At 72.6% G+C, this 15,034-nt stretch carries 9 protein-coding genes; all 9 read left to right on the top strand.

Going from position 1 to position 15,034, the window contains the following annotated elements; genetic code table 11:
- A partial coding sequence (locus tag SFY69_05240) for a type II secretion system protein GspK (protein ID MDX2131437.1) occupies positions 1-1,426 on the top strand: 1,426 nt, incomplete at its 5' end.
- Positions 1,423-3,120, top strand: a complete 1,698-nt coding sequence (locus tag SFY69_05235; GenBank protein ID MDX2131436.1) for a PilN domain-containing protein — start codon at positions 1,423-1,425, stop codon at positions 3,118-3,120. The genes SFY69_05240 and SFY69_05235, both read left to right, overlap by 4 nt.
- Positions 3,121-3,723 (top strand): hypothetical protein, encoded by a 603-nt coding sequence (locus SFY69_05230; GenBank protein ID MDX2131435.1) that lies wholly within the window; start codon positions 3,121-3,123, stop codon positions 3,721-3,723.
- Complete coding sequence (locus SFY69_05225) at positions 3,720-4,595, top strand: hypothetical protein (protein ID MDX2131434.1); 876 nt, start codon at positions 3,720-3,722, stop codon at positions 4,593-4,595. Before SFY69_05230 ends, SFY69_05225 begins: the two co-directional genes overlap by 4 nt.
- Positions 4,595-7,069 (top strand): secretin N-terminal domain-containing protein, encoded by a 2,475-nt coding sequence (locus tag SFY69_05220; GenBank protein MDX2131433.1) that lies wholly within the window; start codon positions 4,595-4,597, stop codon positions 7,067-7,069. Before SFY69_05225 ends, SFY69_05220 begins: the two co-directional genes overlap by 1 nt.
- Positions 7,066-8,340: a hypothetical protein gene (locus SFY69_05215; GenBank protein MDX2131432.1), complete on the top strand. Its 1,275-nt coding sequence runs from the start codon at positions 7,066-7,068 to the stop codon at positions 8,338-8,340. The genes SFY69_05220 and SFY69_05215 overlap by 4 nt, the downstream gene beginning before the upstream one ends.
- Before the next feature lie 23 nt (positions 8,341-8,363).
- On the top strand, positions 8,364-12,326 hold the full coding sequence (hrpA, locus tag SFY69_05210) for an ATP-dependent RNA helicase HrpA (protein MDX2131431.1): 3,963 nt from the start codon (positions 8,364-8,366) through the stop codon (positions 12,324-12,326).
- A 41-nt stretch (positions 12,327-12,367) separates the two neighbouring features.
- A complete protein-coding gene (locus tag SFY69_05205) occupies positions 12,368-13,762 on the top strand; it encodes a M48 family metallopeptidase (protein ID MDX2131430.1) in 1,395 nt (464 codons plus the stop codon).
- The gene (locus tag SFY69_05200) at positions 13,759-14,979 is read left to right on the top strand and encodes a M20/M25/M40 family metallo-hydrolase (protein ID MDX2131429.1); all 1,221 of its coding nucleotides are present in this window, start codon (positions 13,759-13,761) and stop codon (positions 14,977-14,979) included. The genes SFY69_05205 and SFY69_05200 overlap by 4 nt, the downstream gene beginning before the upstream one ends.
- Positions 14,980-15,034: the final 55 nt, after the last annotated feature.

The following is a 15,034-nucleotide window of genomic DNA, read 5'->3' as shown; positions in this document are numbered from 1 at the left end:
GGACTGGCGGCGGTGGGACTGGCGGCGGTGGCACCGGCGGCGGTGGGCGGGGCGCGGCTCCGGCGCCCACGTCGACGCGGGGGGGTGGCCGATGACCCGCCGTCGTGCGTTCGCCACGCTGCTCGTCTTCGGCGTCATCGTGCTCGGCGCGCTCGTGGTGAGCGTGCTGCAGGCGAGTTCGTTCTCGCAGGCGACGGCCGGTCGCGAGGCGATCGCCCGCGTGCGGGCGCACTGGGCCGCCCGGGCGGGGCTCGAGATGGCGATCGCGCGCATCGAGGACCACACCGAGACGCCGGACCTGTCATCGGCGTACGCGATCATGGACGACATCGCCGGGATCGGCGAGGGCACGCTGCCCGGCGCCTCGTGGAGAATCGCGACGACCGAGGACGGGCGCGAGGTGCTCGGCGCGACCGACGCGCACGCCAAGCTGAACGTGAACCGCCTGACGCGCGACCAGTTGCTCACGCTCGAGCCGTTCATGTCCGACGACGTGGCCGACTCGCTGCTCGACTGGATCGACGCGGACGAAGACCCGAACACGCTCGGCGCCGAGCTGGGCTACTACCGCACGCTCCCGCACCCGTACCAGCCCCGCAACGGGGCGATGCGTTCGATCGCCGAGATGGAACTGGTCGCGGGCATGGACGCGCGCGACGTGCGGGGCGAGGACTGGAACCTCAACGGGCTGCTGGACCTCAACGAGAACGACGGCGACGCGAGCTGGCCCCCCGACAACGCCGACGGCGCGCTCGACGCGGGGTACTCCGGGATCCTGACGGCGGCGAGCGTCGAGGGCACCATGGCCCTGTCGGGCGAGGCGTACCTGGACCTGACGGCGACCGACGCGAACGAACTGGCGGCCCGGCTGAAGGTGACGCGCGAGCAGGCCGACGCGATCCTCGAGCACATGGACGGCGCGTCGAACCCGGCGGTGCGGGACTTCATCCTGACGGACCTCACGACGCTCGTACGCCGCGTGCGCCAGCAGCAGAGCGACCAGCAGGGCGCCCGCCAGTTCCGCGTGGAGGCGCTGTCGACCGAGCAACTGGGGGCGCTGCTCGACGAGTGCACCATCGGCCCGCCGGCGGTGGGCGCGTTCATCCCCGGGAAGCTCAACATCAACTCGTGCGACGCGAAGACGCTGGAGTACATCCCCCAGATCACGCCCGAAACGGCGGACGCGATCATCGCGGAACGGTCGGCCCGGCCCCAGGGCTTCACGTCGCTGGGCGAACTGCTCGCGGTGCCCGGCATCGGGCGTCGCCAGCTCGCGGCGATGTACGAGTTGCTCTGCGTGCGGTCGAACGTGTACGTTGTGACCTCGCGCGGGCGGGACGAGCGCACGGGCATTGAGGTGGAAATCAGGGCCACCATCGACCGGTCCGCGCTGCCGGTGGTGTTGCAGGAGGTGACGGTGCGATGAGCCGAGCGGCGGCCCAGAATCGGCAGCGGAGCGGCGCGATCGTCGCCGTGCACGACGGCCCCTGGGGCCGCCGGGTGGTGGCGGTGGCGCGCGCCGGCGGGCGGCTGCGGATCGTCGGGGCGCAGTCCATGGATGCCGGCGCCCCGATGAGCGTGCAGCAGTTCGCGCTCGAGCACGGAGCGGTCGAGGTGGTGCGGGTCGCGCCGTCGCGCGAGACGCTGGGGCGGATCGCGATGCTCCCCGGGAGCGTGAGCGAAGACCAGGCCGCCGGCGCGGTGCGGCTGCTGTGCGACTCGGAACTGCCGGGGATCGTGCCCGAGCACCGGCGCGGGGGCGGGCTGGTGGGCGAGGCGGGCGGGCTGCGGGCCGGGATGGGCACGCCCGTGCTGGTGACCGGCTGGCTGCGTCCGGGCGTTCCCGACGCGCTGTCGTCGCTCCCCGAGACTTGGACGACACCGATCGGTGCGTTGAGCGCGCTGGCGAACGGGCAGGCGGGCGTGGCGGTGTTCGCGGATCGTCGCGAGGGGGCGATCAGCATCTTCGCGAACGCCGATCGTCCGGTGGCGCGCGTGCTGCTCGAGCAGGACCCGGACGAGGGGTCGTGGGCGGCAAAGGTCGGGGCCGCACTCGCCGAGACGGGCGCGACCGGGCAGGCAGGCTGGGGCGAGGTGGCTTCCGGGCGCTCGGTGTGGATGAGCCGCGACGTGGTGCGCGACCTGCGCGCACGCGTGGAGCAGGTGCGCGACGACGCGAACTGGCTGGACGACTACGCGGTCGCGGTGGGGGCGGCGATGCTCGCGCTGGACGACCGCCCCTCGCGCGCGGGGCTGGCGGGGCTGCGGGCGTCGGCGCCGATTGTGCAGAAGGGTCGGGCGGCCCGCGTGCTCGATGGCCTGCGCAGCCCGACGCGTGCCGCCGCGGTGCTGGTCGGGGGTCTGGTGCTGCTCGCGGGCGGGCCGATCGCTCTGGCGTGGGCGCGGGCGTCGGTCCTGGAAGCGCGGGTGCGGGCGATCGAGGAGAGCAGCGGCGGTCGCGACGAGATCGAGAAGAAGGCCGACCTGTACGCGCAGCTCAACTCGGCGCGACTGCCGGTGACGAAACTGCTGATGGACCTGTCGCGGGCCGCCCCCGTGGGCGTGACGGCGACATCGGTGCGTTTCGCTCCCGAGCAGGGGCTCCAACTGCGGGGTATCGCGGAGAGCACGGAACAGGTGACCGCGTTTCAGGTGTCGCTGGGCAACACGCGCGTCTTCGGGCAGGTGACGACGGGGCGCGTGGAGGTGAAGGACGGTCGCGTGGAGTTCGACATGACCGCGCGCATCACGAACCCGCACCTGAACGTGCCCAAGGCGGACGACTTCGTGGCCAAGACGCTGGTGCAGCGACTGTTCCCGGACGGCGTGCCGCCCCCGCCCCCGCCGCCCGAGCCGGGCGATCGCGGGGCAACGGGCGAATCGCGCCGGTCCACGTCGGGAGATCGGCGTCCGGGCGCCGACGCGTCCGAGGGCCCGCCCCCGCGCGTGTCGGACGCGGACATCGAGAAGATGGACCGCCCGACGGCCATCCGGGGCTGGACGTCGCGGAACCTGTACCTCAAGCGCAACCTGGGGTTGGAGGCCGCGGAGAAGCAGCGGATCGAGGAGGAGATCCAGAAGATGAAGGCACGCGCGGACGCGCTGCGGGGGGGCGGCTGAATGGCGCTCGCGCAGCGGTACACGTCGCTCCCGCGCTCGGCGCGCTGGCTGATCATGCTCGTCGTGGGCGTGGGGGTGTACTTCGGGGTGGTGGAGCCCGGGCTCGACGTGTTCAACGGCTTCGTCGGACGGGGCGACGCCGCCGAGGCGGTGCTCGAGCGGTACATGGGCGCAAGCGACACCATCAAGCGCGCGGGCGAGACGGCGCTGCTGGGCGTGCGCCAGTATGGCGAGGTCGAGTACCCGGGCGATCCGGAGTCGCGCCCGCCCGCGCTCAACAAGGCGATCGACGAGATCCTGCGCAAGCACGGCGTGACGGGGCAGACGAGCACGACGCGCACCACGCCCCTGGGCCGCGGGCCGCTGGTCACCCGCGCCGGCGCGACGCACAAGATCGATCGGCTGACGAAGGTGCTGGAGTTCCAGGCGGACCCGGACGTGGTTGCGCTGGTGCTGGCCGATCTGGAGCAGAACCCGCTGGTGACGACGATCTCGAACGTCCAGATCCGCCAGGGCGAGGGGCGCGATCGCAGCGCCAAAGTCGTGAGCGCCTCGATCACGGTGGAGTCGTGGCTGCTCGCCCGGAAGGAGCGCACCCGATGAGCGACCCGCGCAGCGAACTCGCCGAGGCACGCGCGTCGTTCGTCGCGCTCCGCCCCATCGGCAAGGCGGCGCTCGCGGCGGCGTGCGCGGCGGTGCTCGTGCTCCTGCTGTTCGTGTGGGACCTCGTGGGCGCGCTCCTGGGACCCTACCCCACGATCCCGCCCGTGGCCGAGGCGGAGCGCCAGTCGGGCGAGCGTTCGACGGCGTTCGGCGGGTACGTCGCGCAGGTGACGGGTCGCTCGCTCTTTCACAACCCCCGCGCGGTGGTCGCCGAGGCGCCGCCGCCCGAACCGGTCGACGAGGGCCCGCGCGAGACGCCCCGCCCGTCGTCGTACGGCGGGCCCGCGCTCGCGGCGATGGTGTTCGACGAAGTGTGGTTCGCGGACGGACAGCGGCTGAAGGTCGGCGACGAGGCCAAGAACGATCTGCGCGTGGTGTCGATCAGCCCGCCGTGGAACGCGAGGATCGAGTGGAAGGGCGTGGAGTTCACGGTCGACCTGTTCAGGCGCGACTCGCTGGTGTTCCGCGATGCGGGCGCACCCGCGGAGGAGCCGTCGTCCGCCGCCGGGGACGAAACGTCTCCCGAACCGGCCCCGGGAGAGACCCCACCGGCCGAACCGGCCCCGGGCGAGACCCCCCCGGCCGAACCGGCCCCGGGCGAGACCCCGCCGGCCGAACCGGCGCCCCCCGCCCCCGAAACGCCGCCCGCGGACGCACCCCGAGAGACGCCGGGAGCGCCGGCGGACACAACGCCTCCCGCGGCACCGAACGCCCGACCGGGCGGCGATCCTGCGCCGACCGGCAACCGTGAACCGAGCGGCGACGCCGCACCGAGCAGCAATCCTGAACCGAGCGCTGGGGACCAGACGTGATGCACCCGACCCGCCTTCGACCGGTGTCCTTGGGCCTGTGCGTGATGCTCGCGACGTGCGGGCTGGCGGTGGGCCAGCCCGCGCCCGACGCCCCGGGCGACGGGGTGCCCGCGGGGCGGCGTCCGCTGACAGGGGAGCCGACGGTGCTCGCCTTCAAGCAGGTGCCGGTGGAGCGGCTGATCGAGTTCATCGTGCAGGCGACGGGCAAGGTGGTCATCCCGCAGCAGGACATCATGTCGCGGAAGGTGACGGTGATGAACGACCAGCCCATCCCGCGCGAGCAGGCGCTGGACCTGGTCTTCCAGGCGCTGGCGCAGAACGGCGTGGGCGTGGTGGAGTCGCCCACGACGATCACGCTGCGCGACATCGCCGAGATCACGAAACAGGACGTGCCGGTGATCGGGCCCTCGTCGTCCACCCTGTCGCGCACCGACCTGGGCACGCTGGTGCAGAAGGTGTTCGAGCTGCGCCACTCGACGGCGAAGTCGATGGGCGAGATCGTGAAGAACGCCGTGCCGGATACGGCCAAGCTGACGATCGACGAGGAATCCAACCAGGTCGCGGTCATGGGCCCCATCGCGATGGTGCAGCGCATCGAGCGGCTGCTGAACTCGCTGGACCGCCCGAGCGCCGCGGCGCTCCAGGCCGCGACGTTCCAGCTCCGCTTCGCCGACGCCGAGGCGATCAAGGCGAACATCGACGAACTGTTCGGACAGGGCACGTCCGCCAGCAATCGGCGCGGGCAGAACGACCGCCAGCAGCAGCAGCCGGTGTTCCGCTTCCCCGGGCAGGGGGGCGAGACGACGTCCACCGCCTCGACCGACGAGGTCCGCGTGACGGCGAACACGCAGCAGAACTCGGTGACCGTGGTCGCCGATCCGGCGATCCTCGAGCAGATCCGCCGGCAGATCGAGGAGCATTGGGACCGGGCCCTGCCGGAAGAGGCCGTGGTGCCCAAGGTCTACGACCTGCAGCACTCCGACCCGGTGAAGGTGCGCGACCTGCTCGAGGGGCTCTTCGGGCGCGCGTCGGCGACGGCCGGGCGCACCGGCGGGGGCGGGCAGCAGGGCGGGCAGCAGGGCGGGCAGCAGAGCAGCGGGACCTCGCAGGGCGTCGGGCGCCTCGCCGGGCAGTTCTCGTTCCAGGCGATCCCCGACGCGGGGCGCCTCGTCGTCGTCGCCAAGAGCATCGACAACATCGCGGTGATCGACAAGATCATCGAGGACCTCGACCAGCCGCAGACGGCCGGCCTCCCCGCGATCATCGAGCTCAAGCACGCGTCGGCCGAGGACGTGGCCGAGCAGCTCAACGCGCTGCTGGCGCAGGACGGCACGCTGGCGCAGATCCGCCGGTCGGCGACCGGGCTCTCGGCCGAGTCGTCGAACATCAGCCCGTTCTCCGACACCGCCGCCACGACGACCACCGCCGCCACCGACGCCGAGAACAACCCCGAGATCCTCTCGTTCTGGTGGCAGCGCTCGCGCACGCCCACCGACCGGCGCGCCAGTTCGAACCTGATCGGACAACTGCGCATCGTGCCGGTGTGGCGACAGAACGCGCTCATGGTCGCCGCCCCGCCCGAGTACAAGGAGTCCATCGTCAACCTCGTCTCGATGCTCGACAAGCCCGGGCGCCAGGTGCTCGTGGCGGCGGTCGTCGTCGAGACCTCCGCCGAGGACGCGCTGCAGCTGGGCCTGCGCTGGAGCAGCCAGCAGATCAACCCGACCAACGCCGACAACTCGGTCTCGATCGGCGGCTCGGCCTCGGGCGAGCGGAACAACTGGGCGACCTCGCTCTTCGACACCTCGGTCCTGAACGCGAACGTGAACCTCAACCTGCTGCTGCAGGCCCTGGCGCAGAAGCAGACCGTGAACATCCTGAGCGAGCCCAAGGTCTTCACCGCCGACAACCAGGAGGCCGAGTTCTTCGACGGGCAGGACGTGCTCGTGCCGACGGCGTCGCAGACCTCGGACACCGGGGCCGTCACGCAGACGTTTGACTACCGCGCCGTGGGCATCCAGCTCCGTGCCCGCCCCCGCATCACGGTGCAGGGCGACGTCGATCTGCGCGTGAACCTGCAGGTGTCGTCGATCGCGCCCGGGCAGGGCTCCAACGGCGGGTTCATCTTCGACCGTCGCCAGACGACCACGCAGCTCATCGTGCGCGACCGTCAGACCGTGGTCATCTCGGGCATCATGCGCCGGCAGGATTCGAACATCCTCCGCAAGGTGCCGATCCTCGGCGACATCCCGATCCTCGGGTGGATCTTCCGCAGCCGCGAGAAGGCCGCCGTCACCACCGAACTGCTCGTGTTCATCACGCCCATCGTCGTGAACAACACCGACGCGGCGAGCATGGACCCCGTGAACGAGCCCTACCGCGATCGCCTGCGCAACCTGCGACAGACCATCCAGGGCGAGGCCCCCGCCCCGCCCACCGAGCAGCCGCCCGAGCCGGACGCGGGGCCCCAGTGACGCCCGCGCGGCCCATCCTGCTCGCCGCGCTGTGCGCGACGCTCGCGCTCGCCTCCTGCGTCACCGAACGCACGGACACGGGTCGGGGCGTGCGCGTCAAGCCCGGGACGGGCGCAGGCGGCCCCGCCGGCGTCGGCAGCGCCGCCGGACCGGCGGCGCCGTCGTTGGACGGGCCCGTGGCGCGCCCGGCGCGGGGCGTTACGACGAACGCCGCCGTGGGCGTGACGTTCGTGCCCCTGGGCGCAATCGCCTACGACGGGCAAGCACTGCCGGTGGTGTCGCCCGACGGGCGGTTCCTGGCGGTGCAGCAGGGCGAGGCCCCGGCGTGGAACGCGATCCTCGCCGAGGACGGCGCCACCGTGCCCGCGGGCACCACCATCGTGGTGTACGACATCTCCGGGAACGCGGCCCGACGGCTGGAGAGCCCCGCGCTCCCGCCGGGCGTGCTGCTCGGGCGCGGGGCCGACCGGGAGGGATTCCTGATCGAGAGCCCGCGCGAGAACGGCGCTCGGTGGATCGGCCGCGCAAACTGGGTGACGGGCGAACCCACGTGGCTGGCGCACGATGATCGCGTTTCGGCGCACGCGGTGCTCGCGCCGGACGGCGCGCTGCTCTTTACCCGGCGGGATGTCGGCGCGTCGCGGGCCGTGCTCGTCCGCCGCGCGCCGAGCGGGCAGGAGCGCGAGACTGCCCCCGCGGATGGCACGTATGTCGCGCCGCTCGCGGGCAACGACCCGCGCACGGTGTTCGCGCTGCGGCGTGTGGCGCAGGGGCTGGCCATCGACGTGCTGCGGGCGCGGGGCGACGAGTTCGAGCGCACGCCCGTGTCGCGCCTGCTGCACACGTCCGACGACCCCACGCTCGCACATCAGGTGGCGCTGAGCGTGCCGAGCGCGTCCACGCCGGCGCCCGGGGCCGCGGGTGCGGACGGCGCTCTGGTGATCCTCAACCCGTCGCGCGCCCGCATGAGCCTGTGGGACGGCGCGTCGGGCTCGCTCGAGACGCTCGCGCCCGGCACCATCGCGGCGGCCCGCAGCCCGGACCCCAACTCGCCCGGCTACTTCTGCACCACCCGCGACGGCCTGGTCTTCGTCTCCAAGGTCGGCACCGCCGGGCCCACCGGCGCCCCCGTCGTCGTGATCGACACGCCCTACGTCCCCCGCACGGTCTGGAGCGCCCCGCCCCAACTCGTGCTCTTCGGCCCGTCGAAGGACTCGCCCGACCAGATCGAGATCGTCCGCATGCTGCTGACCGCCCCCGCGCCGCAGTAGCAGGCCCACTACCCTCGCGGGTTGTGAACACGGCACGGGGCGATCTCCTCCAGCGCATCAACGCCTGCATGGTCCGCGATGCGGCGCGACTCCGCGCCCGCCTCGCGGCCATCGCGAAGAACCGAGTCCCCGCCGCGATCGCTGACTTCTACGCGACGCTCGAGCGCTGCGAGGCCCGGGCTTCCGAGCGCGCGCGACGCGTCCCTGCGCTGCACTTTCCCGAAGACCTGCCCGTGTCGCGCCGGCGCGAGGAGATCGCCGCGGCCGTGCAGGCGCACCAGGTCGTCGTCGTGTGCGGCGAAACGGGCTCGGGCAAGACCACGCAGTTGCCGAAGATCTGCCTCGAACTCGGGCGGGGCGTGCGCGGGCAGATCGGGCACACCCAGCCCCGGCGCATCGCCGCACGCAGCGTGGCGGCACGCCTCGCCGAGGAAGTCGGCTCGCGCCCGGGCGACCTCGTCGGGTACAAGGTCCGCTTCGGCGATCACGCCGGCCCGGGCGCGCTCGTCAAGGTCATGACCGACGGCGTGCTGCTCGCGGAAGTGACCGGCGACCGCCTGCTGCAGGCGTACGACACGATCATCGTCGACGAGGCGCACGAACGCTCGCTCAACATCGACTTCCTGCTCGGCTACCTCCGCACGCTGCTGAGCCGGCGCCCGGACCTCAAGGTGATCATCACCTCCGCGACGATCGATCCCGAGCGCTTCAGCCGGCACTTCGGCGATGCGCCGATCATCCGCGTGGAGGGGCGAACCTACCCGGTGGAGGTGCTGTACAGGCCGCCGCACGAGGAGGGGCTCGACGAGCGCGACGAGGAGATGCAGGTCGAGATCGTGCGCGCCATCGACGAAGCGGCGTCGTACGGCCCCGGCGACGTGCTCGTCTTCCTCTCCGGCGAGCGAGAGATCCGCGAGACGGCCGAATCGCTCGAGAAGCACCGGTTCCCGGGGGGCGGGCCCACCGAGGTGCTCCCGCTCTTCGCACGACTCTCGGCCGAGGAGCAACTGCGGGTCTTCCGCCCGCACGAGGGGCGCCGGATCGTGCTCTCGACGAACGTCGCGGAGACATCGCTCACGGTGCCGGGCATCCGAAGCGTGGTCGATACCGGGGTCGCGCGCATCAGCCGCTACTCGCCCCGCACGAAGGTGCAGCGCCTCGAGGTCGAGGCGGTCTCCCGCGCGAGCGCCGACCAGCGCCTCGGGCGGTGCGGGCGCCTGGGCCCGGGCGTGTGCGTGCGTCTGTACAGCGAGGACGACTACGCGGCGCGTCCGCAGTTCACCGACCCCGAGATCCTGCGGACGAACCTCGCGAGCGTGATCCTGCAGATGCTCTCGCTGGGCCTGGGCTCCATCGACGAGTTCCCGTTCATCGATCCGCCCGATTCGCGCATGATCAAGGACGGGTACGAGACGCTCGCGGAGATCGGCGCCGTCGACGCCGACAAGAAGATCACGCCGCTCGGGCGAGAACTCTCGCGCCTGCCGATCGACCCGCGCTTCGGGCGGATGCTGCTGGCGGCCCGCGACGAGCCCGGCTGCTGCCTGGCGGACGTGCTCGTCATCGTGGCCGGGCTCTCGGTGCAGGACCCGCGCGAGCGACCCCTGGAGAAGCAGGCGCAGGCCGACGAGGCGCACGGGGCCTTCCGCGACGCGACGTCGGACTTCCTGTCGATGCTGCGCCTGTGGGACTGGTACCACGAGCGCGCGGGCGTGCTGACGTCGGGCAAGCTCCGGCGCGCGTGCCGCGATTCGTTCGTGTCGTTCGTGCGTCTGCGCGAGTGGGAGGACATCCACCGGCAACTGGTCGAGCTGCTCGTCGAGGCGCACGAGGCGCCGCGCGGCCGGCGCGACTGGGAGAAGCACCCGCCCCTCCCGCCCGCCCCGCAGGGCACCGAGAAGCCCGACGCCGCCACGAAGCGCCGCGTGGAGGCGATCCACCGCGCGCTGCTCTCGGGCCTGCTGTCGAACGTCGGGCTCAAGGGCGAGTCCGGCGAGTATTCCGGCGTGCGCGGGCTGAAGTTCTCGATTTTTCCCGGCTCGGCGCTGTTCAAGAACGGCCCGCGCTGGATCATGGGCGCCGAGCTCGTCCGCACCGCGCGCCTGTACGCGCGGGCGTGCGCGCCCACCGACCCGGCCTCGATCGAGCACGCCGCGGCGCACCTGGTATCGAAGTCGCACAGCGATCCGCACTGGGACGCGCGCAGCGGGCGGGTGATGGCCTTCGAGCGGGTGTCGCTCTTCGGGCTCGACCTGGTCGTGCGCCGGCGCGTGCACTACGCGCCGGTGAACCTGCCCGTGGCGCGCGAGATCTTCATCCGCGATGCGCTTGTCGAGGGCGCGATGCTCACCGACGCGCCGTTCTTCGACCACAACCACGGGCTTGTGCGCCAGGTGCGCGACATGGAGGCCCGGTCGCGCCGCGCGCACCTGCTGGCCGACCCCATCCGCCGGTTCGAGTTCTACGACCAGCGCCTGCCGCCGACGGTCGCGAGCGCGCACGACCTCAACGAGTGGCTGCGGACGCGCAAGGGCGCGGACCGCGACGTGCTGCACATGTCCGTCGAGCACGTCTTGGAGCCCGGGGCGGCGTTGCCGCGACGCGACGACTTCCCCGACGCGCTCGAGTTCGGCTCGGCGATCCTGCCGCTCGAGTACCGCCTCGAGCCCGGACAGCCCACGGACGGCGTGACGATCCGCGTGCCCCTGGAGGCGATCACCAGCATCTCGTCCGAGCGCCTGCACTGGCTCGTGCCCGGGCACCTGCGCGAGAAGGTCGAGACGCTCCTCAAGGGGCTGCTGAAGGACGTCCGCCGGCTGCTGCCCCCGGCGGGCGAGGCGGCGGACGCCTGCCTCCCCCTGCTGACGTTCGGCGAAGGATCGCTCTTCGAGCAGCTGCGCCGCGCGGTGCGCACCAGGTTCGGGGTCGATGTTCCGCGCGATGCGCTCGAGCGCGCGCCCCTGCCCGACTTCCTGCGCATGCGGGTCGAGGTGATCGACGCCGACGGGCGGGTTCTCGCGGCCGACCGCGACCTGGGGCAGATCAGGGCGGCCCTCGCGTCGTTCATGCGCGCGCAGGCCGTCGGGGAGATCGCGCGCGGCGCGGAGGCCTTCAACCGCGACGGGCTCACGACCTGGGACTTCGGCGACCTGCCCGAACGCGTCGAGATCGAGCGCTACGGCACGATCTTCGTGGCCTACCCCGGGCTGGTCGATCGCCTCACGAGCGTCTCGCTCCGCCTGTTCGACCACGCCGAGAACGCCGCCCGCGAGTCGCGCGCCGGGCTCCGCCGTCTCTTCATGCTCGACGCCGAGGGCGAGGTCCGGCGCGCCACGCACCGGCACCCGGACGTCGAACGCCTGTCGGCGCTCGCGGCGATCCTCGGCGACCCGCGCGTCTTCCGGGCGGCGTTCAACGAACTCGTCGTCGAGCGGGCGCTCGGCTCCACGCAGCGCCTCCCGCGCACGAAGGACGAGTTCACCGGCGCGTCGCGCCGGGCGGTCTCGAACCTCGGCGCGTCCGTGCGCGAGTGCGCGGACGCGTGCGAACTCGTGCTGCGCGGCGCGCAGGCGGTCCTGTCGCGCCTGTCGGGGCGGGTCCCCGCCGCGTGGAGCGAGAGCGTCGAGGACATGCGCGGGCAGCTCGCCGCGATGCTGCCCCCGAACTTCCCCATCGCAACCCCTTGGGACTCCCTCCGCCACCTGCCCCGCTACCTGGCGGCGATCGACCTGCGACTCCAGCGCCTCGCGGGGCAGGGCGTCGCGCGAGACATCCAGCGCATGCGCGAGGTGATGCCCATCTGGCGCGGCTATCTCGAGCTCACCAAGCGCGAGCGCGAGCTCGGGCTCGATCCCGCCCGCGTGCGCGAGTTCCGCTGGCTCGTAGAGGAACTGCGCGTCTCGCTCTTCGCGCAGGAACTCCGCACGCCCGTGCCCGTCTCGGTGCGGCGCCTGCACGAGGCGTGGGAGGCGATCGTCAAGGTCTGACCCCACGGGCCCCGGCGCGGGGCGCCAACAATCCCGTTCCCGTGGTCCAGGTCATCGTGATTGCCCTCTTCGTCGCCCTGCACGTCCATGACGACGCGCTGGTCGATGCGCACACGCAGCCCGTCGCGCCCTGGATCGTCCTCGCGGCGCTCGGCGCGCTCTGGGCGACGCTCCAGGGCGTCGCGTGGCGGAGCGCCCGGCGCATGGACCGGCACGGCAGCGTGCGGGCGGCGTTCTTCGCGCAGCGCGTCCACGCCGTCGCCCGCCTCCTGGCCGGTGCCGCGCTTGTCGGCGCGATCGTCGCGGGCGGGTGGCCAGAGGCCGTGCGCGCCCGCGTCGGCGATCTCATCGCGATCGACGAGATCCTCATCGTGTCGCCGATGTTCGCGTTCCTGCTGGCGGCGTGGTGGACGATCGAGCCCGTCGAGCGACGGCTGAAGGAGGCCGTCCTCTGGCGCCACCTCCACACCGGTGCGACGCTGTACCCGCCGATGGCGCGCGGGCTCTTCGTGTGGCATCAGATGCGACACTCCGCGCTGCTGGTGCTCGTGCCCCTCACGCTCGTGTCGGCGTGGCAGGAGACGGTGCAGGTCGCGGCGTCGCGCATGGCGGGACGCCTGCCGGGGTGGGCCTTCGAGGCGGCGGCCTGGCTGGGCGTGGGCGTGGTGCTGGTCGTGACGCCCGCGATCGTCCGCGTGCTGTGGGACACCGTGCCGATCTCGGCCGGCGAGCTGCGCGACCAGGCGGTGGGAGTGTGCCGCCGATTCGGCGTGCGCGTGCGGGGCCCGCTGCTGTGGCGCACGCACGGGTCGGTCGCCAACGCCGCGGTGCTCGGCGTGCTGTACCCCTTCCGGTACATGCTGTTCACCGACGCGCTGCTGGAAGGCCTGACGCGCGAGCAGGTCGAGGGCGTGGTGGCGCACGAGGTGGCGCACGTGAAGCTCAACCACATGATCTGGCTCGCGCTGTCGCTGTTCGCGACGACGTTCGCGGCGGGGTGGGCGCTGTGGGGCCTAGAGATGCTGCTGCGCCCGGCGGACCCACGCGCGTACGACGGGCCGCTCTCGCTGGGCGTGCTCGCGCTCGCCGGGCTCGTGTTCGGGTTCGTCAGCCGCCGGTTCGAACGCCAGGCCGACGCCTTCGGGGCGCTGCACCTGTCGGGCGACGCGCCGGTCGTGACGCCCGAGGCCGGGCGGGCCATGGGCAGCGCGCTCGAGGGCGTGGCCAGCCTGAACGCGATCCCCCCGGACCGGTTCTCGTTCCGGCACGGATCCATCGGCGGGCGCATCGCCCACGTGCGCGGGCTGGTGGGCCTGCCGCGCGGCTCGCTGCCGATCGACCGCACCGTGCGCCGCATTAAACTGGCGACGGGCATCGTCATCGCGGGGACGGTCCTCGCGTACGCTGCGATGCACCTGCTGGAGCACGCCGCATGACCCTCTCGACCGCCGAACATGATCTCTCGCGGCGTGCGGCGCAGCGGAGCGCGTCCATGCTCGCCGACCTGCGCTCGCTGGTCGCGATCCCCACGGGGATGCACCACGCGCCCGGCCTGGACGACACCCGCGCGTGGTTCGAATCGCGCCTGCGGGCGCTCGGCGCGGCCATCGAGCATGTGCCCGGCGATTCGCGCCCGGCGTGGATCGAGCGGGCGGGAGCGAACTCGAGCGCGCCGCCCACCGCCGTCTGCCGGCGTCCCGACGACCGCGCCCCGGGCATGCGCATCCTGCTCAGCGGGCACCTCGACACCGTGCACGACCCGCGCGGGCCATTCCGGGAGTTGACCCTGAGCGCCGACGGGCGGACGGGCTTCGGGCCGGGCTGCGCCGACATGAAGGGCGGGCTCGTCGTGGCGCTGCACGCGCTCGAGGTGCTGCACGAGGCCGGCGTGCCGATATCCTGGTCCTTCGTCCTGAACTCCGATGAGGAGGTCGGGTCGTACTGCTCGGACCGCGCGCTGCGCGCCGAGGCCGCTCGGCACGACGTCGGGCTTGTCTTCGAGCCCGCCCTCCCCGACGGGGGCCTGGTGGTCGAGCGTCCGGGCAGCGGGCAGTTCTACATCGAGACCGGCGGCGTGGCGGCCCACGTCGGGCGCGACTTCCGCAAGGGCGTGTCCGCGATCGTCTCGATGGCCGAGTGCGTCCGCGCCGTGCACGACCTCGTCGACGTCGATCGGGGCAAGATCGCGAGCATCGGCGTGATCGAGGGCGGCGTCGCCACGAACATCGTGCCGGACAGTTGCCACGCGTGGGGAAACGTCCGGTTCAAGAACGCGGAGATCGAGGCCGAACTCGCCTCGGGGCTCGATGATCTTGCCCGCCCGAACGCCGTCGCGAGCGTGCGCGTGGAGCGTTCGTTCAATCGCCCGTCAAAGCCCGCGACGCCCGGGACGATGACCCTGGCCGAAATGGCCCGCGACGTTGCGCAAGGCTTAGGGCAGCAACTCCCCTTCGGGTCTACCGGGGGCGTGTGCGACGGGAACACCCTGCAGGCCGCGGGACTCCCGACGATCGACACGCTGGGCGTGCGGGGCGGTGGGCTGCACACGACCGACGAATGGATCGAGGTCGCGAGCCTGGTGGAACGCTGCCAGCTCGCGTCGGTGCTGCTGGCCCGCCTGGCGTCCCGGGGCGGGCCGACGCGCATGGCCTGAAGCGCGTCGGGGCCCGTCGGGCGCTCCCGCAGCGGCGGCTGGAATCGGCGTAGCG

This window comes from Planctomycetota bacterium, from assembly GCA_033763975.1.
Classification (GTDB): Bacteria; Planctomycetota; Phycisphaerae; order Phycisphaerales; family UBA1924; genus RI-211.
The sequence above is the reverse complement of the archived record's forward strand: the minus strand, read 5'-3'. Positions and strand labels throughout refer to the sequence as shown.